The sequence below is a fragment of the Loktanella sp. DSM 29012 genome (genome assembly GCF_900110705.1).
Lineage (GTDB): Bacteria > Pseudomonadota > Alphaproteobacteria > Rhodobacterales > Rhodobacteraceae > Loktanella > Loktanella gaetbuli.
In genome coordinates, this window is record NZ_FOEJ01000004.1 from 68,420 (window position 1) to 86,932 (window position 18,513).

15 protein-coding genes are annotated in these 18,513 nt (G+C 60.3%); 7 read left to right on the forward strand and 8 right to left on the reverse strand.

Annotated features, from left to right (window positions below):
- Window positions 1–454: 454 nt before the first annotated feature.
- The 5 genes from BMX27_RS10090 to BMX27_RS10110 all read left to right on the forward strand — a co-directional run bounded on the left by BMX27_RS10090 (window position 455) and on the right by BMX27_RS10110 (window position 3,822).
- A complete protein-coding gene (locus BMX27_RS10090; RefSeq protein WP_090159720.1) occupies window positions 455–1,018 on the forward strand; it encodes a hypothetical protein in 564 nt (187 codons plus the stop codon).
- A 126-nt stretch (window positions 1,019–1,144) separates the two neighbouring features.
- Window positions 1,145–1,777 (forward strand): hypothetical protein, encoded by a 633-nt coding sequence (locus BMX27_RS10095; protein ID WP_143056807.1) that lies wholly within the window; start codon window positions 1,145–1,147, stop codon window positions 1,775–1,777.
- Between the two features lie 223 nt (window positions 1,778–2,000).
- Entirely contained in the window at window positions 2,001–2,321 is a 321-nt protein-coding gene (locus tag BMX27_RS10100; protein ID WP_090159722.1) for a curli assembly protein CsgF, read from the forward strand.
- Between the two features lie 26 nt (window positions 2,322–2,347).
- A complete protein-coding gene (locus BMX27_RS10105; protein WP_090159723.1) occupies window positions 2,348–3,193 on the forward strand; it encodes a CsgG/HfaB family protein in 846 nt (281 codons plus the stop codon).
- 170 nt (window positions 3,194–3,363) lie between these two features.
- The gene (locus BMX27_RS10110; RefSeq protein ID WP_177172702.1) at window positions 3,364–3,822 is read left to right on the forward strand and encodes a hypothetical protein; all 459 of its coding nucleotides are present in this window, start codon (window positions 3,364–3,366) and stop codon (window positions 3,820–3,822) included.
- A 32-nt stretch (window positions 3,823–3,854) separates the two neighbouring features.
- Here BMX27_RS10110 and BMX27_RS10115 read toward each other — a convergent pair whose 3' ends face one another.
- Both BMX27_RS10115 and BMX27_RS10120 read right to left on the reverse strand, forming a co-directional pair.
- Entirely contained in the window at window positions 3,855–4,580 is a 726-nt protein-coding gene (locus BMX27_RS10115; protein WP_177172703.1) for a cyclic nucleotide-binding domain-containing protein, read from the reverse strand.
- A gap of 316 nt (window positions 4,581–4,896) precedes the next feature.
- Window positions 4,897–5,601, reverse strand: a complete 705-nt coding sequence (locus tag BMX27_RS10120; RefSeq protein WP_143056809.1) for a Crp/Fnr family transcriptional regulator — start codon at window positions 5,599–5,601, stop codon at window positions 4,897–4,899.
- Between the two features lie 137 nt (window positions 5,602–5,738).
- On the opposite strand from BMX27_RS10120, the gene BMX27_RS10125 reads away from it, so the two are divergent.
- Together BMX27_RS10125 and BMX27_RS10130 are read left to right on the forward strand one after the other, a co-directional pair.
- Window positions 5,739–7,349, forward strand: a complete 1,611-nt coding sequence (locus BMX27_RS10125) for an FAD-binding oxidoreductase (protein WP_090159727.1) — start codon at window positions 5,739–5,741, stop codon at window positions 7,347–7,349.
- A 6-nt stretch (window positions 7,350–7,355) separates the two neighbouring features.
- Window positions 7,356–10,613: an ATP-binding protein gene (locus BMX27_RS10130; RefSeq protein ID WP_090159728.1), complete on the forward strand. Its 3,258-nt coding sequence runs from the start codon at window positions 7,356–7,358 to the stop codon at window positions 10,611–10,613.
- Here the strand turns inward: BMX27_RS10130 and BMX27_RS10135 are convergent.
- Genes BMX27_RS10135 through mmsA form a run of 6 tightly spaced genes read right to left on the reverse strand, consistent with a single transcriptional unit; the run spans window position 10,608 to window position 18,513 of the window.
- Complete coding sequence (locus tag BMX27_RS10135; RefSeq protein ID WP_090159729.1) at window positions 10,608–12,134, reverse strand: aldehyde dehydrogenase (NADP(+)); 1,527 nt, start codon at window positions 12,132–12,134, stop codon at window positions 10,608–10,610. The genes BMX27_RS10130 and BMX27_RS10135 overlap by 6 nt on opposite strands.
- 10 nt (window positions 12,135–12,144) lie before the next feature.
- A complete protein-coding gene (locus BMX27_RS10140) occupies window positions 12,145–13,062 on the reverse strand; it encodes a dihydrodipicolinate synthase family protein (RefSeq protein WP_090159730.1) in 918 nt (305 codons plus the stop codon).
- A 33-nt stretch (window positions 13,063–13,095) separates the two neighbouring features.
- Window positions 13,096–14,019 (reverse strand): Gfo/Idh/MocA family protein, encoded by a 924-nt coding sequence (locus BMX27_RS10145; protein ID WP_090159731.1) that lies wholly within the window; start codon window positions 14,017–14,019, stop codon window positions 13,096–13,098.
- Window positions 14,019–15,761, reverse strand: coding sequence for an L-arabinonate dehydratase (araD, locus tag BMX27_RS10150; protein WP_090159732.1), 1,743 nt, complete (start codon window positions 15,759–15,761; stop codon window positions 14,019–14,021). The genes BMX27_RS10145 and araD overlap by 1 nt, the downstream gene beginning before the upstream one ends.
- A gap of 4 nt (window positions 15,762–15,765) precedes the next feature.
- Window positions 15,766–16,995 carry a multiple monosaccharide ABC transporter permease gene (gene mmsB / locus BMX27_RS10155; RefSeq protein ID WP_090159733.1) on the reverse strand — a complete coding sequence of 410 codons (1,230 nt, stop codon included), beginning with the start codon at window positions 16,993–16,995 and terminating at the stop codon, window positions 15,766–15,768.
- Window positions 16,996–17,010: 15 nt separating this feature from the next.
- On the reverse strand, window positions 17,011–18,513 hold the full coding sequence (mmsA, locus tag BMX27_RS10160) for a multiple monosaccharide ABC transporter ATP-binding protein (RefSeq protein ID WP_090159997.1): 1,503 nt from the start codon (window positions 18,511–18,513) through the stop codon (window positions 17,011–17,013).

Below are 18,513 nucleotides of genomic sequence, written 5' to 3' on the forward strand. Positions count from 1 at the left end.
ATTTGAATGAGTGGGCGCTGTTTCATGCGATTTGTGAAATTACTGATTTCAGTGGCCGCCAGGATCAATTCGTGCGTCGGGCGCGTACAGCTTTCAAACAATATCTGAACAAGATAATGGGGTTTTCGCGGGATGCGTCTGCGGTCAAATGTGGAAAACTGTCTTTGTTTCCAAGCTACGAGAGAATCATCTGTCGAATACGGGTTCCTCTACCAAATTGAATAACCCCAAAGGTGTAGTAGTGAGGCTAAAAGACACGTTAAGCGTGTGTAACAGAATTAAATACCTATATCTTTCAAATACTTACAAAATTTTTGAAAAATGTGTCAACAAAAAGGCCGTCGTGTTAACATGTTTGTGCAAGTCGGGAAAAGAACTGCTTCTTTAACCAATGGCGATCCTCATTTTTTTCGAGGAGCCTTATCTTGCGAAAACTTTTTGATAGGACTTTGACATGAAAACTCTATTCTTGGCTACCGCAGCCACGATCATTGCGTCCGGCGCTTTTGCACAGGATGCTTTCATCACACAGCTTGGCGATGACAACGCTGCCGCGAACATCCAGACTTCCCTGGGCGGCGGCAATCTGGCTGTCGTGCAACAGGTCAACAATGTGCCTGGTGGATTCTTTGGGTTCTTGGGCCCGCAGGGTGACAACACGGCTGTCCAGTTGCAGCGTGGCGCTGACAACAATGCCTTCACCTACCAGGAAACGACCCGTTCGTCGAACGCGTCGCTAATCCTGCAGACCGAGGAAACAGGCAACAACGTCGCCAGCAACAACATGGCGATCAACGTGATGGCGAACGGCAGCGACGACGACTTTACCGCGCAGACGCTTCAGTATGGTGACGACAACGTCGCGATCAACTGGATCGAAGAAGGCGGCAACGCCGTCGCAACGGGGTCGCCGACTCTCGCGATGCCGGTGCTGGCCCTGACCTCCATTCCGAACCCGGTTCCGGGCGGAATGGCGACTGTCAGCGGTTTCGGTTCGGTCTCCGTGAACTCGAACTGATACGTTTTCGATAGCCTCGGTCGCTTTTCGACCCTGCGCCGAAAACTTCAAGAGATCGGTGGGCCAGACGGGCCACCGATACCATTTTCACGTTTTTATTATATTTATAACGCATTGGGATTGGACATGTTTTCCATCACCAAAACCTTTAACCACCCCGCCGCGATCTGTGTCTTTCTGCTTCTGAGTGCTGCGCCTTCTCTTGCTCAGGATGCCTTCGTCGCACAGGTCGGTGATGCGAACCGAGGGGCCAACCTTGATCTGACGGGTCAATCGTCATCGGTCATCGCGCAGATCGGAAACCGGAATACGTCAGTCCAGATGACTCTGGGCGGTCGCGACAACCAGTTGGCGTCGGTTCAGGTCGGGCAATCCAACCAGAACCTGTCAATGACCCAAGGACGCAAGAATATCACCGGCACGTTCCAGTCAGGGCGCAACCATGTGGCGCAGGCCATCGTGCTAGGGAATTTCAACAGGGTTGCGACATTGCAATTCGGTTTCGCGAATGCCTCGCGCGTTCAGGTCGACGGCAATCACACCGAGACCTACGTCACCCAGAACGGTGCCGGACTGAACAGCAACGTCGCATTGATCGACGGCATGACCGCACGTTCTGCCGCTGCGGATCCCCTGGCGGTGCGTGTCAATCAGTCCATGGGACAAGATCCGGTCAACGTTCGCATCATGCGTGACGCAGCCGGCACGTTGATGATCCAGCCGGGCACGGCAACAACCGTTTTACGGCTGTCGGGCTAACCCAATTTCATCGGCAACAGCGCCGCTGAAAATGCAATAGTGCAGCCATTTCCGTCGAAATTCCGGCGAGAGCCGGATTTTTGTAAATGTACTATAATGATTGAAGGTAAAATTTCGTTGCGATAACGACACTTCTTAATTTTTTGTGAAATAAGGCTCTATCTTAATTCTATTAGTTGGTTTCAACTGGGTTATATTTTTGATTTTCAAGAAGAGATTTATTATGAACATGGCATTAAAAACGGCCTTTGCCGCAGTAATTGCGGCCGCCATACCAAGCGTTTCTTTTTCCGAGGATCGGAATTTCAATTTCCTTAGCCCCAGCTTTGGTGGAAATCCGAACAACGGTGTTTTTCTGTTCGGCGTCGCGCAGGCGCAGCAATCGGCGACCAATCGCGACTCGCTCGAAGGCGCGCCAACCGGCGGGATCGGTGGGGGGCCAGCCGTCACGGGCGGCAACATCGGCGGGCCGACGATCATCATTCCGATCAGCAACAGCGTGCCTTCGCCCGGTGATGTGACCAACACGATCCCCGGCCAGTAAGAACCGAGCAGAAAAAGAGTATCAAGATGCGCATCGCACCAATGATTGCAGTCTGCCTCGTGCTGGCTGGATGTAATACGCTTCCGCCTGTTGCAGACGTGATGACCCAACCGGCCGAGCTGGCACCCATGACCAGAACCGGCTTTACCGTCGAAAACCTGCCGCCCCCCCGTCGCCCGATCGACGTGGCGGTTTACGCATTCCCGGATCTGTCGGGCGCGAACGAACCGGTCGAGGATTTTGCCAGCCTGTCACGGGCCGTGACACAGGGTGGCGCACATCTGCTGGTCGACGTCCTGTCGGATGTCGGGAACGGACGCTGGTTCGCGATCTCGGAACGCACGGGCGTCGACAACCTGCTGCGTGAACGCCAGATCATCGAACAGACCCAGAATGCGTACCAGGGTGTTTCGACATTGCCGCCGCTGCGGTTCGCCGGCACCCTGATCGAAGGGGCCATCGTCGGATACGACAGCAACGACATCACCGGTGGCGTCGGGGCCAGCTTTCTCGGGATCGGGTCATCGGTCGAATACCGGCGCGATGTCGTCACGGTGTCGATGCGCGCTGTCAGCGTTTCGAACGGACGGGTGCTGGCGTCGACCACAACGACAAAAACGGTGTATTCCGCGCTGGTGCGCAACGGATTGTTCCAGTTCACCTCTGTCGACAAGTTTCTGGAAATCGAGAGCGGTTATTCCCGCAACGAACCCGAAATCTTTGCTGTGAAGGAGGCGCTGGAACTGGGTGTTCTGTCGTTGATCCTGGACGGCGTCGAGTCGGGCGAATGGGTGTTTGCCAATCCGCAGCAAGGTCAGGAGATCCTGAATTCTTTCAAGCGGCTCGAAGAACAGCGTTTCGCGCTGCGCTAAAACAGGGTGGCGCGCGCCCCGCAATGACCCAATGCGCGCCACAATATAACTGTCTTTCATGACTAGCCCTGACCTGTGCAGCCCATGCTGCGCAGGTTTTTCACCTTTGGGCCATGTCGCGCAGCCGGACCGCGCGGCCTCTGTCCCATTTTCAGGACGAGGCTATATTCATGAAAAAAGCAGTTATTTTCGCTGTCGGCATGTCGTTGTTTCCGCAATTTCTGGCCGCACAGGACGCATTCGTGGCGCAGGTCGGTGACCTGCGCGTCAGCACCACCGCACCCGTTTCCCAGCAGATCACCGTGGCCAGCATTCAGGCGTCCGTTCCGACAGTGATGCCCGACCGCGCAGGCATCGCCGCAGGCTTTGACGACAGCCTGTTGCCTGCCGTTGCCGATGCCCGGCCCTATGCAAACGTTGCACAGACCGGCACCAACCACAGTGCATCCATCACACAAGGCGGGCTGCATGCGGCGATGATCCAGCAAACAGGCATGGGGCACATGGCCACGATCACGCAGACCGGCGGCACCATGAACCGCGCGGCCGTCATTCAGGCCAGTTCCAACGCGACCGCGGGGATCAGTCAATTCGGTTCGCGCAACCGCGCACTCATCATCCAGAACTAGGCCGGGCCGCGCGCCCGCCTGTCATGCGCGCATCACTCTCGGTGTGGGTGGTCCTTGGGCCAACTCACCGAGAGTTTGCGCGCGATGTCCGCGTTGAACAACGCGCCGATCGCATTCGACAGCCGTACTGATTTATGCATCAACGACATCAGTTCCTGGCGATCCCACCGGACCAGCTCTGTTCCCTGCACTGCGATGACGTCGGCGGTCGCCGGACAATCCAGCAGAAACGAAATTTCCCCGATGAAATTGCCGCTGCCGACCGCCACGTTCCGCCCGTCGTCGCGCAGGATTACCTGCCCCTTTGACACCAGATACAGATAGTCCGACCGAACACCCCTGGTGCAGATCGGCAGGTCCTCGGGGGCCGTAATCCAATCCGCGTGCCGCATGATCTTGCGAAATTGGCCCGGGTTGAGGGTCGTGAACGTGTCGTACAGGGCCAGCATGTCGTCCGACATGCCCAGCGTGGATTTTTCGCGCAGGATGACCAGTATCATGATGACATTCGCAAGGCCGATCATCGCGCTGGCGAATATGGCATCCCACAGCGGGACATCCGAAACAAAGAAGTAATATAAAATGTAGAACATCGTGCCGATCAGCAGCAGACCGCGCAGCAGCAGTTCGTTCCGCACCAGCAGGCCCAACACGTAGAACAATAGCGCAATCTGCACGAAAATGCCGGCCGTAAAGAGGTAAGAGATATCCACCGCGCCACCCGTTCTGGACGTAACCCTGTCGGTATAGAACCGCATCGCGCCATGCATCAAAATAAAACTGCTTTGACTTGATCGGATTGACGATCTTGCGCCCAGACTGGCAACGAAAATGACATCCTGTGTCTTGGGACACAGAACCGTTGCGGCGGGCCATGTACCAAGATCGCATTCAATGACCAAATTATTTCAGTACTTTGATTGTCGCCGCCGGGATCGCCCGCGCGGCGGCAATTATTCATGCGGGGCAAAAAATGCGGTGAAGGCCGGTCAGGCCCCCACCGCCAGAGGTATCAGGAGATGTCGAGACCCTGACAGGTCAAGGGATCGCGTGATGTGCGCTGCGGCACAGGATCTAGGGATCGGCGGCATCCATCAGCCGGTCGAGGTCACGGATGCTGATACGCCCGCGGTCCGTCGCGATGACCCCCGATTTTGCCAGTCGCGCAACGGACCGGCTGACGGCCTCACGGTTGGATCCGACAAAGCTGGCCAGCGCCTCGTGGGTCGGCACATCGGTGATGGTGCCGCCCTGCACCAATTGTTCCTGATCCTGCGCCAGTTGCATGATGCGGATGACCACCCGCGTTTCCACGTCATGCATCACCAAACCGAACAGACGGTCATTCATGCTGCGCAGGCGTTTGCCCAGTTCGCGCGCCAAATTGATCGCGATCCGGGGAAAGGTCATCATCAGCTCGGTGAAATCGGCCTTTGTCAAACGCGCGATCCGGCAATCGGAACTGGCCGAAATCGTGATCGACCGGGCGGCACCGTCCAGCGCGGCCATTTCGCCGAAATGCGCGCCGGCGTCGAATTCCGTGAATAATATCTGCCGTCCGCTTTGCGCGACAAGCTGCCCGATCACCGTGCCCGACAGGACAAAGAAAACGTCGGTTGCCAGATCCCCGTGCTGCATGATCAGGCGACCCTTTGGCACGGTCATCACCGTCATCCTGTCCGCGATACCGTGCAAATCATCGTCAGCGATGCCGGAAAACAGGTCGCTGGCCGCCAGATCGAGCGCCTCTTGCGTTTCAATCCTTGAACTTGCGGTCATGGTCTCAACGCTTTCAGGCAGGGGACGCACATCATCGGTGCCGAATTTTTTCAAAATGATGATCAATAGGTTAACATGTCATCACGCTTGCGCGAGTCGCAATTTAAAGGACGCCTTATTTCACCAAAGGATTTTTCATGCCTGCAAATTTTTCATCCAAACGTATCGCAGATGCAGAGACTTTCGCCGCATGGCACGCAGTCCCCGATGCAGAGTTCAAGGGCCTTGGCCTGACGCGCGACCAACTGAAACAGGCGCAGGCCAGTCTGTCGGGCAATATCATCTTCAAGGGCGATCCGACCTACGATCAGGCGCGGCAGATCTTCAATCCGATGTTCAATGCCTATCCCGGCGTCATCGTCAAATGCCAGACAGAGGCGGATGTCGGCATCGCTCTCGCGCTGGCACGGCAAATGCCGCTGGGTTTCTGCCTGCGGTCCGGCGGGCATTCGACCGCGGGATATTCCACGACCAACGGCATGTTGATCGATGTCTCGGCCCTGAACCAGATCGTCTATGATCCATCGGGCACGCAGATTACCGTCGGAACCGGGGTGAACTTTGGTCAACTGTTTCAGGACCTTGATTCAAAGGGGTTGAATGTGCCGGGCGGCGAATGCCCCGATGTCTGCGTCGGTGGTTTCGTGCAGGGCGGCGGCTACGGGTTCACCTCTGGCATGTATGGTTTGAACTGCGACAACGCCGTGGGGTTTCGGGTGATGCTGGCCGACGGCACGATCATCCGCGCCGACGCGCAGACCAATGCGGACCTGTTCTGGGCACTGCGTGGCGGCACTGGCGGCAATTTCGGCATCTTGTTGTCTGTCGACCTGAAGGTGCGACCTGTGGGTCAGATGACCGGCTTTGCCTATGCTTGGCCCCTGACCAGTGCCGCGGGCATCAGCAACGCTGCGGCGGCGATGGCGGTGCTGCAAGCGGGGTTTTCCGGGCCCGGGGTCACTGACACGCACATGACGGTGCAGACCTCCTTGTGTTTTCAGAACCACATCGACCCCATGCAGCCCCCGCCACCAGCCGGCACGCCGCTAAGCCCCTATTTCATGATCCGGGGCATGTCGGATCAGGACCCAGGTGCCGTGACACAGACATTCGCCGCCATTGCCGCCATGCCGGGGTGCATCACGCAGTGGATCGCACAGGGATCTTTCCGCAGCCTCAACGATAAGCTGCTGAACTATCCCCAAGGGATGCCGGTGCTGGATCAGATGCCATTCGAGGACAAATCGAGCAGCTACATCGCACGCAATCTGTCCGCGCAGGAATGGGAGAACCTCTTTGCGCTCTTTGCCAGTGCGCCCAACAACATGGCCTACGGATATGGCGAACTTTACAGTGGTGCGATCACCAGCGTCGGCACCTACGACACCGCGTTCATCCACCGTGACGTGTCGCTGAACATGGTCATGGATGTCTATTGGCTGCTGAACGCCGACCGAGAGACATGCGAAACCTTTCTGGCGGACTGGAATGCGGCGGTCGCGCCGCTGTCGAACGGGGAATCCTATCAGAACTATCCCAGTGCCGCTGACCCTGCGTTTCTCGAACGGTTCTGGGGCGCGGCTTATCCCGTGCTGCAGGCGGTCAAGGCGAAATACGACCCCGACAACGCCTTTGCCTTTCCGCAGCAGATCTGGGCCGACCCGACCAATGCCCCGGTCAAGGATCCCGGCGTGCCCCCCAGTGTGATCGCCGCCCTGCAACGCCCCGTGACCGCAACGCTTCATTAGGATTCCATGACCTCCGAAACCGCAGATCCACTGGTTCACTGGCTCGATCAACTGGGTCTGGGGCAATATGCACAGGCTTTTGCGGATCAGGATGTCACGCTGGACATTGTGCCTGAACTGACGGCCGAGGACCTGACCGAAATCGGCGTCAGGTCAATCGGTCACCGTCGCAGATTGCTGTCCGCGGCCAAGGCGATGTGCGACGCCCCCACACGCGCGACCGGGGCCAGCAACAACCCCTTGCCCGATATGGCGAAGGCAGTCGAGCTTGGCGACGGCGCCGAGCAGCGCATCATCACTGCGATGTTCTGTGATCTGGTCGGGTCCACGCGGCTTTCGACGCTGGTCGACCCCGAGGAATATCGCGATCTGATTGCACGATTCAGGCAGATCATTTCGGATGCGCTGGTGCCCTATGACGGCCATGTGGCCCGGTTTCTGGGTGATGGAATCGTGGTGTTCTTTGGGCTGGCCCGGGCGCAGGACCATTCCGCCGAAAACGCCGTTGCTGCGGCACTGGACATCATCCAGCGAATTGCGCGCAACGACCGGGCAGATGATCGCAGGGCGCGGGTGCGCATCGGCATCGCGACCGGGCTGACCATCGTGAACGGTCAGAATCCCGACGGCGATCAGATCCAGATCGACGATACGATCGTCGGTGAAATTCCGAACCTTGCGGCCCGGCTGCAGGCGGCGGCGGCTCCGGATACGGTGTTGGTGTCGCAGGCAACCCGCGACCGGTTGGGTGACCTCTTTCGTTTCGAGGATTTCGGCCTGCTGACGCTCAAGGGCATTGCGGGTGGCGTTCAGGCATGGCGTGCGATCGATCACGCCGAGGCGGACAGCCGGTTCGACGCCCTGCGATCAAAGGCCCCGGCGACCGGTTTCGTCGGTCGCGCGTCGGAAATGGCGCAACTGATGGAAACAGCCGGGCGCGCAGCCGCTGGACAGGGACAGGTGTCACTGATCATGGGGGACGCGGGCATGGGGAAATCCCGGCTGGCCCGCGAACTGCTGGGCAAGATGCGCAGACCATCGGCCCTGCGCCTGTTCATGCAATGCACGCCCTACCATCGCGGCACGCCGTTTCATCCGATCCGGCGATCCATCATTCGCCTGACTGAACCGACTTCGGACAGGCCGCACCTGCCAGTCGCTGATTTTCTTGCCCAATTTGGAATGACGGATCCCGAACAGGTCGCCTTGCTGTCGGATGTGTTGGGCTCTCCCGCGCATGACCAGGTCAATGCACGCCGTGCGCTGGAACAGCGCAATGCGCAGATCACGATGTTGACCGATCTGTTTTGTGCAATGGCCCAACAGGCAGGCACGATCATCCTCGAAGACATGCAATGGATCGACGCATCTACCATCGAAGTGCTGTCGCGGGTCGCAACCAGGCTCGACGGCCTGTCGGCCCATCTGCTGGCGACCATGCGCACGGGCGAGGTGCTGCAATGGTGCGAACAGGCCCGCGCGCAGGTGCTGGTTTTGGACCGGCTGCCACCCGCGGATTTCAATGAACTGGTGCGCGCCATCGCACGCGCCAATGCACCACATGTGTCACTGAGCGACGATCAGATCGCGGAAATTGCAATCCGCTGTGACGGCAGCCCGGTTTTTGCCGAAGAACTGACGCGCTTTGCCCTGGATCGTGCGGCAGATCATCCGGGTGCCGCCGACCATCCGCTTCCGGCGACGCTGGCAGACTCACTCCTGTCACGCCTGGACCGGTTGAAGACCGGGCGCGAACTGGCACAGCTGTCGGCGGTGATCGGCAGCGAATTTCCCGTCGATCTGCTGATTGACGTGTCCGACCTGCCAAAATCAGAGGTGTTGCGCGGTGTGTCCAGCCTGATCGAGGCGGGTGTCCTGCGCCGCGGTCACAGCCCGTTCGGTCCGGCAGTCGGATTTCGTCACATGCTTCTCAAGGATGCGGCCTATCTGACATTGCTGCGCCGCGACCGGATCAACCTGCATGCCCGGATCGCCCGCACGATGACACGGCGTTTTCCGGAACTTGCGGCGACGGTGCCGCAGATCGTGGCACACCATCTGTCCTGCGGTGGCGATCTGGAAGGTGCCGTCACATTCTGGGACCGCGCTGGTTCGCTTGCCGCCGGACGATCCGCCTATTCCGAAGCGATCGTTCATTTCCGCCGCGCCATCGAAGACTGCGGCAAGGCCCCCGCCGGTACGGACCTCGAGGAGGCGGAACTGGCAGTGCGTATCCATCTGGTTGCCGCACTGGTGTCGGCTTACGGTTTTAACTCGGCTGCGGTCCACACGGAAATGCCACGGGTCGAGGCGCTGGGTGCTGCACTCAAGAGCACCGGACAGATGCTGCCGCTGCTGATTTCGAAATGGGTCTTTGCCGGTGCCAGCAGTCAGTTTTCCGCATCGCTCGAGGTGGCCCGCCAGATCGAGCAACTGACCCGTGACAACGGCGAGGCAGGCGACCTGCTGGCCAACCGCTGTCTTGGCACCTCGCATCTGTTTTGCGGCAATCTCAAGGAGGCTGACAGACACCTGCGCGCGTTCTTTGAAACCTACGACGCCGGCACCCATGACGTTTGGCTGGATAGGTTCGGCAGTTCGCATCACGGGGCGATGTCGGCGGTCGGTCTGGCCGAACTGGCTGTTTTGGCATGCGACGGAGCGGAATCGCAGCACTGGTCGGACATGGCAAGAAACCTGTCAGACCTGAGCGGGCAGGCCCATGATCTGTGCCACTGCACGTTCTTTTTGGGCTGCGTTCTGCCGCTATTGCTTGATGAATACGAGGTGGTGCAGGTCCACGCCGACCAGTTGCGTCGCATCGCGCGGGCGCATCAGTTGGAAACTTGGGAAATCTACGCGGATCTGTTTCAGGGCACCGCGCTGATGTCGCAGGGCCAACTGGATAAAGGGTGTGCCCTGGCCGATACGAGTATCTCACGCATCGGCCACATCGGCGTATTCCTCGATTTCTGCATGGCCTTGCACGCCGAGGCCTGCGTCAGGGCCGGGCTGATCCCACAGGCCAGAAAACGCTTTCAGGCGACCGGCCCCACGCTGCTGCAACAGAAAACCTGGCTATCGGCGGAATTCGGTCGCATTGACGGTCTGATTGCCCACCACGAAAACCGCGATCCTGAACAGGTGCGGGCCATTCTGGACCGCGCGCAGGGCGTCGCGGACCAGCAGGGCGTCGTGCTGTTTCAGCGCAAGATCGCTGCGACCCGCGTAGCGATCGCCGCTGAAGTGACTGACTTGCTATGAATCCTGACCTTGGAAATCGGCGGGCAGCAGCGCGTCGGGCATGTTCTGATAGCTGACCGGACGCGTGAACCGGCGGATTGCCAGCGTGCCAACTGATGTTGCGCCAAAGTTGGTGGACGCAGGGTAGGGGCCGCCGTGCACCATGGCGTCCGCGACCTCGACCCCCGTGGGGAAGCCATTGACCAGCAAACGACCCGCCTTGCGTTCCAGCACGGGGACAAAGGGTTTCGCCATGTCGGTGTCGCCGTCGTCCATCTGTAGCGTCACTGTCAACTGCCCTTGCAGGCTGCGCGCGACTTCCAGCATTTGTTCGGGTCCGGTCGTCGTGACGACGATGCCCAGCGGACCAAAGACTTCTTCGGCCAGATCTTCGTTGCCCAGCCAGTCCTCTGCGCTGACGCGGTAGACGGCAGGGGTTGCGGTGCGACCTTCGCCCGTGCCGGATACCAGTTCCGCGACACCGCTGGCCGCAGCAACCTTGGACACCCCGCTACGGTAGGCGCTGGTGATGCCTGCCGTCAGCATGACTGCGGCGTCGGCCCCGGTCAGCGCGTCGGTCGCAGCGGCGCAAAATGCGTCGAGGTCTGCGCCGGCAGGGGCCACGACGATGCCAGGGTTGGTGCAGAACTGCCCCACGCCCATGGTCAGCGATCCGGCCCAGGCTGTGCCCAGATCAGACGCACGCGCAGACAGTGCCGCAGGCATTATGAACACCGGGTTGATCGAACCGAGCTCACCGAAAAACGGGATCGGCGTGAGACGTGCGGCACACAGATCATAAAGCGCGCGACCGGCACCCAGCGACCCGGTGAATCCGACGGCCTGGATCAGCGGATGCTGCACCAATGCGCCGCCCAATTCGTGGCTGGTGCCCTGGATCAGTGAAAACGTGCCTGCGGGCATGCCGCATTTTTCAATCGCTGCCTTGATCGCATCGGCCACGATTTCACCGGTTGCGGGGTGCGCCGGGTGGCCCTTGACCACGACCGGGCAACCAGCTGCCAGTGCCGACGCGGTGTCACCGCCAGCGGTCGAAAACGCGAGCGGAAAGTTCGATGCGCCAAAGACGGCGACAGGCCCGATGGGACGCTGCACCATTTTCAGGTCAGGCCGGGGCAGGGGCGCGCGGTCCGGCAATGCTGCATCATGGCGACGGTCAAGGTAGGCACCCTTGCGGATATGGTCTGCAAACAGGCGCAACTGGCCCGTGGTGCGGCCCCTTTCACCTTGCAAACGGCCCTCTGGCAGGCCGGTCTCGGACACGCCCAGACGGGTGATGTCCGCGCCGCGTGCCTCGATTTCGTCGGCGATGGTTTCCAGAAACGTGGCGCGGTCCTCGCGTGTGGTCCAGCCGTAGGTCACGAATGCGTCTTCCGCTGCCTGCACCGCGCGATCAACTTCGGTCTTGCCGCCAGAGGCATAGGCCTGCCCATCCCCCGTCACGGGTTGCGAGGTAAAGGTCGCGTCGCTGGCCACCCATTCGCCTGCGATCAGGTGCTTGCCGTGTGGTTCGTATGTCATCGGATTTCCTTTATTTGCCCCAGCGCAGCGCGATCACATCACGCTCGGTCGCCAGTTGCAGCAGCCGTTCGCGGGTGCGTTGTGTCATGGGTTTCAACGGATGGCGCACATGATCGGACCCGATCACGCCGCCTTCCTTCATCACCACCTTGGCGGCCCGCAGGCCGCACTGGCGGTTTTCGTGGTTGATCAGCGGCAGCGCATCGCGCCAGCCTGTCTGTGCCGCCTCGATGTTACCTGCCAGGTAGTCAACGACGATGGGCCGGATCAGTTCCGGTTGCAACGCCGAGGTCATGGTCCCGGTGCAGCCTGCGTCCAGGTCGGCCAGCAGTGTCGCTGCTTCTTCGCCGTCGAAGGGGCCGGCGATGTGATCGCCTGCCGCCGCGATCAGCAGCGCCAGCTTGTCGGCGGCAAAGGGGGATTCCATCTTGAAATAGCTGACGTTCTCGATTTCTTTCGCCATCCGCGCGAGCAACGGCACCGATAGCGTGACGCCCGACAGCGGGGCGTCCTGCACCATGATCGGGATGTCGATCGCGTCCGACACGGCGGCGAAATGTTCAAAGATGCCCTGCTCCGGCGGGGCAAGGCCGACGCCGTGGTAGGGTGGCATCATCATTAGCATCGACGCGCCCATGTCCTGCGCCATGCGACCACGGTCCACCGCAATCTGCGTGCTGAAATGGCTGGTGGTCACGATGACAGGCACGCGGCCCGCGACATGTTCCAGCGACAGCCGCGTCAGTGTCTCGCGTTCCGCATCCGACAGCACGAATTGTTCGGAATAATTGGCGAGGATGCAGATCGCGTCCACGCCTTGGTCGATCATGCAATCCAGCACGCGGCGCATGCCGTCCTCGTCGACCGCGCCGTTATCATGAAACGGGGTGGGTGCGACGGGCAGGATTCCGGTCAAAGGGGTTTTCATCATCTCTCCTTGCGGCGCGATGGCGCCGGTCTGTCAGTCGTGGAATGGTGCGACGGTTTCGCGGCGTCCCAGCGTGTAGGCGTCGGCGACCAGCGTCATTGGGCGCAGGTCCATGTCGATGCCGCCGCCTGCGATCAGTTGCGCCATTTGTGCATAGAGGCGGGGATATTCGCCGCCCAGCGGTGCCGCCGTGCCGGAACGTTCGCCGTTGATCTTCAGGGTCGCACCACCGTCGGTCAGGGTCAGTGTGCCTGCTTCGGTTTCAGCTTCGATCATCCAGATCTGGTCGCCCTCCTGGCGCCAGTCGAAATCGGCTGTGACCTGTGCACCATGCGGGTGATGAAATTCCAAATCGACCGCGATGGGGGTCTGGCGGTTTTCGGGCACCTTCAGCGTGGCATCGGTCACGTGGATCGGATGGGGCAGGATGTCCGTCACGATGGACAACGCGTTGATGCCGGGATCAAAGACTCCCAGCCCGCCCGGTTCCCAGATCCAGTCCTGACCCGGATGCCAACGGCGCACGTCCTCTTTCCAGGTCACATGCAACCGCGTCAGCCGCTTGTCCGTCAGCCAGTCCTTGGCTGCTGCGACCATATCCGCCTGACGCGAATGCCACGTTGCATAGAGAGACAGGCCGTCGGCCTGCGCCTTGGCCGTCAGCGCGTGGCATTCGGCCAGTGTCGCACCCGGCGGTTTTTCCAGCATGACGTGACGGCCCGCTGCCAGCGCCTGCATGGCGTAGGCAAATCGCGGGACAGGGGGCAGGCACAGCGACACCACGCGGATGTCGGGGCGCGCGTCCAGCATGTCGCCCAGATCGGTAAAGGCATCGACCCCGTCCACGGACCCGTGCCGGCTGACGGTCGCGGCCAATTCCCAATCGGGGCTATCGTTGATCGCAGGGATATGTTGATCAACCGCGATCTTGCCGATGCCGACTAATGCAATCTTCATCAATGACTGTCCTTTCCGACCGGCGCGCCCCGGCATCCCTTGAGGAAATCCAGATCGGCACCGGTGTCGGCGCCTTCGACGTGGGTCTGATGCAGCATCAGGTAACCCGAGGTCGCGACTTCGTGGGCGGGGGTCCATGCGGCCAGCCGGTCGGCCAGTTCCGCGTCGGGGATGTCCAGATGCAAACGGCGGTTTTGCACGTCCAGTTCGATCATGTCGCCGGACCTGACGACAGCCAGCGGGCCACCGGCTGCCGCCTCGGGAGAGGTGTGCAGCACGACGGTGCCGTAGGCTGTGCCTGACATGCGGGCGTCCGAGATGCGGATCATGTCGGTGATCCCTTTTTTCAGCACCTTGGGCGGCAGCCCCATGTTGCCGACCTCTGCCATGCCGGGATATCCACGTGGTCCGCAGTTTTTCAGAACCATGATGCAGGTCTCGTCAATATCCAGCGCGTCATCGTTGATGCGTGCCTTGTAGTCGTCGATATCCTCGAACACGACGGCGCGGCCCCTGTGCTGCATCAGCGCAGGCGTCGCGGCAGAGGGCTTCAGCACGGCACCGTTCGGGGCCAGATTGCCACGCACGACGACGATGCCCCCCGATTGGGTCAACGCCTTGTCGGCGGGCAGGATCACGTCCTCGTTGTGGTTCTGGACGTGTTTGACTTCGTCCCAGATCGGGCCGCCCGACACGGTCAGCGCATCCTTGTGCAGCAGGTCCGCATCGCCCAGCCGTTTCAGGACGACAGGCAGGCCGCCCGCGTAAAAGAATTCCTCCATCAGGTATTTGCCCGATGGCATCAGGTTCACGATGGTCGGCACATCACGCCCGCAGCGGTCCCAGTCGTCCAGCGTGATATCGACACCGACACGGCCCGCCATGGCGAGCATGTGGATCACCGCGTTCGTGGACCCGCCAATCGCGGCATTGGTCCGGATCGCGTTTTCAAATGCCTGTCTGGTCATCACGTCAGAAGGCTTCAGGTCGTCCTTGACCATCTGCACGATACGGCGGCCTGACATCTGCGCCATGACACGGCGGCGGCTGTCGACGGCGGGGATCGCGGCATTGCCTGACAGGGACATGCCCAGCGCCTCGGCCATGCTGGCCATCGTGCTGGCTGTGCCCATCGTGTTGCAGGTGCCCGTGGACCGGGACATGGACGCCTCGGCCTCCAGAAAATCCTCCTGGCTCATCTCGCCGGCCTTCACGGCTTCGGAGAACTTCCACAGGTGCGTGCCGGACCCGACGCGTTCACCCCGGAAATAACCGTTCAGCATCGGACCACCGGTCACGACAATGGAGGGCAGGTCGCAGGATGCGGCGGCCATCATCAGCGACGGCGTGGTCTTGTCGCAGCCGACCAGCAGCACGCAGCCATCCATCGGCTGGCCGCGGATTGCCTCTTCGGTCGCCATGGCAGCGAGGTTGCGGAACATCATCGCGGTGGGGCGGAACGTATTTTCGGATGCCGAAAACACTGGTACCTCGACCGGAAAGCCACCGGCCTCGAGGATGCCTGTCTTTACCTTTTCGGCCAGTTCGCGCAGGTGCCCGTTGCAGGGGGTGAAATCAGACCAGGTGTTCAGGATGCCAATGATGGGACGTCCGTCGAACATGTCGTGCGGATAGCCCTGATTTTTCATCCAGCCACGATGGTAGATCACGTCGCGGCTGGATCCCGAATACCAGTCCTGAGACCGCAGGCGACGCGGCCATGCAGCGGGTTCAAAGGTCATGCGATCAGCCCTTTTGCTTGTTGTAAACGTCGAAGATCACGGCAGCGAGAAGCACGAGGCCCTTGATCATTTGCTGATAGTCGATGCCGATCCCCATGATCGACATGCCGTTGTTCAGCACCCCCATCAAAAAGGCACCGACGACGGCCCCGACGATTTTGCCGACCCCGCCGGACATGGATGCCCCGCCGATGAACACGGCCGCGATCACGTCCAGTTCCAGTGCGAAACCGGCCTTGGGTGTGGCGGTGTTCAGACGTGCGGCAAAGACCAGACCCGCGATGGCCGCAAGGATGCCCATGTTGACAAAGGCGAGGAACGTCAGGCGTTCGGTTTTGATGCCCGATAGTTTTGCGGCCTTTTCATTGCCACCCAGCGCATAGATGCGGCGGCCCAGCACGGTGCGTTCCGTCAAAAAGGCGTAGATGACGGTCAGCACGCCCATCGTGATCAGCACGTTCGGCAGGCCGCGAAAGGTCGACAGTTTGTATAGAATGAACACCAGCGTCAGCGAAATGATCGCGATGCGTGCGACGAAAAACGCGCGCGGTTCGTCCTCGATCCCGTAGGATTTATTGGTCGCGCGCTGTTTCATGCCTGACCAGACGACCCAGGCGGCGGCGATCACACCCGTGCACAGGGCGAGGACGTTGACGTTTCGTACGTCCAGCAGTCCGGCCAGCACCTCTCCGCCGGGCAGCACATCGGGGACAAAACCGGTGGCGATGACCTGAAATTCACGTGGAAACGGGCCGACGGACTGGCCTTCGAGAAGCCACAGCGACAGGCCACGGAACACCAGCATCCCCGCCAGCGTCACGATGAAGGACGGGATTTTCCAATATGCGATCCAATACCCCTGGGCACCGCCGATGATCGCGCCGACAATGATGCAGCTGATCATCGTGACCCCGATGGAGACATCCATGTTCACGATCATGACGGCGGCCAAGGCACCGACGAAACCCATGACCGATCCAACGGACAGGTCGATGTGACCCGCCACGATGACGATCAGCATCCCCAGCGCCATGATGACGATATAACTGTTCTGCAGCAGCAGGTTGGTCACGTTGATCGGACGCAGCAGCGTGCCGCCCGTCACGATCTGAAAGAACGCCATGATGGCGATCAGGGCGAACAGCAGGCCGTATTCCCGCAGGTTTGCGGCCAGATAGGCCCCGACGCTGCCACGACCCTGCGGTTTTTCCAGTTTTTCTTCGGCGATGGTCATGCCTGTGGCCTCTCCCTAGTGATTGACAATGAGCGACATGATCCGCTCCTGGCTGGCCTCTGCCGCCGGCATTTCACCGACAAAGGCCCCTTCGTTCATGACGAAAATCCTGTCGCACATGCCCAGCAGTTCCGGCATTTCCGATGAAATCATAACGACGCCTTTGCCGGCTGCAGCCAGATCGTTGATCAGACCGTAGATTTCGTATTTCGCGCCGACGTCGATGCCGCGCGTCGGCTCGTCCAGAATCAGCACCTCGGGCGCGGTGAACAGCCATTTCGACAGGACAACCTTTTGCTGGTTGCCCCCCGACAGATTGCCGACCTTCTGGAACACGCCGGGCGTGCGGATCGCCAGATCGTCGCGATATTTTTCGGCAACTTCGGTTTCGCGATGCTTGTTCAGCACGACGCCGTTGGACACTTGTCGCAGGTTCGCGAGGGTGATGTTGCGCTGGATCGTGTCGTCGAGGATCAAACCAAGGCTCTTGCGGTCCTCGGTCACATAGGCAAGGCCATTGGCGATGGCGCGGCTGACCGTCGAGACGTCGACAGGCTGGCCACGCATTTCGACTTGGCCGCTGATGCCCTGTCCCCACGATCTGCCGAAAATGGACATGGCCAGTTCGGTCCGGCCTGCACCCATCAGCCCGGCGATGCCGACCACCTCGCCTGCGCGCACGTCGAAATCCACATCGTGGATCACCTTGCGATTGGCATGTTCGGGATGATGGACGGACCAGTTCGATACCTTCATGATCCGGTCGCCGATCTGCGGCGTGCGGGCGGGATAGCGGTTTTCCATCGATCGCCCGACCATGTCGCGCACGATCCGGTCCTCGGTAATGCCGTCGCCCTTGGTGTCAAAGCTGGACACCGACTGGCCGTCGCGGATGACGGTCACGGTATCCGCGATCTTGCGAATTTCGTTCAGCTTGTGGCTGATGATGATCTGGGTCATGCCCTGCGCCTTGAGCTCCAGCATCAGGTCCAGCAGGGTCTGGCTGTCGCTTTCCGACAGGGCGGCGGTGGGTTCGTCCAGGATCAGCAGGCGCACATCCTTGGCCAAGGCCTTGGCGATTTCGACCAGCTGCTGTTTACCGACACCCAGTTTGTCGACCAACGTGCTGGGTGCATCGCTCAGTCCTACCTTGCGCAGCAGGGTTTCTGTCCGCTGGTTAGTGCCGTGCCAGTCGATCACGCCACGGTTGGCGTTTTCGTTGCCCAGGAACAGGTTCTCGGCGATCGACAGCAGCGGGATCAGCGCGAGTTCCTGGTGAATGATGATGATTCCACGCTTTTCGCTATCCGAGATGTCGCGAAAGGTCGCAAGCGCGCCGTCATAGTGGATTTCGCCGTCATAGGTGCCCGCCGGATAGACGCCGGACAGCACCTTCATCAGCGTGGATTTGCCAGCGCCGTTTTCGCCGCAGATGGCATGAATTTCGCCGCGCTTCACCTTGAGCGACACCTCGTCCAGCGCCTTGACGCCCGGAAAGGTTTTGGTGATCGAACGCAT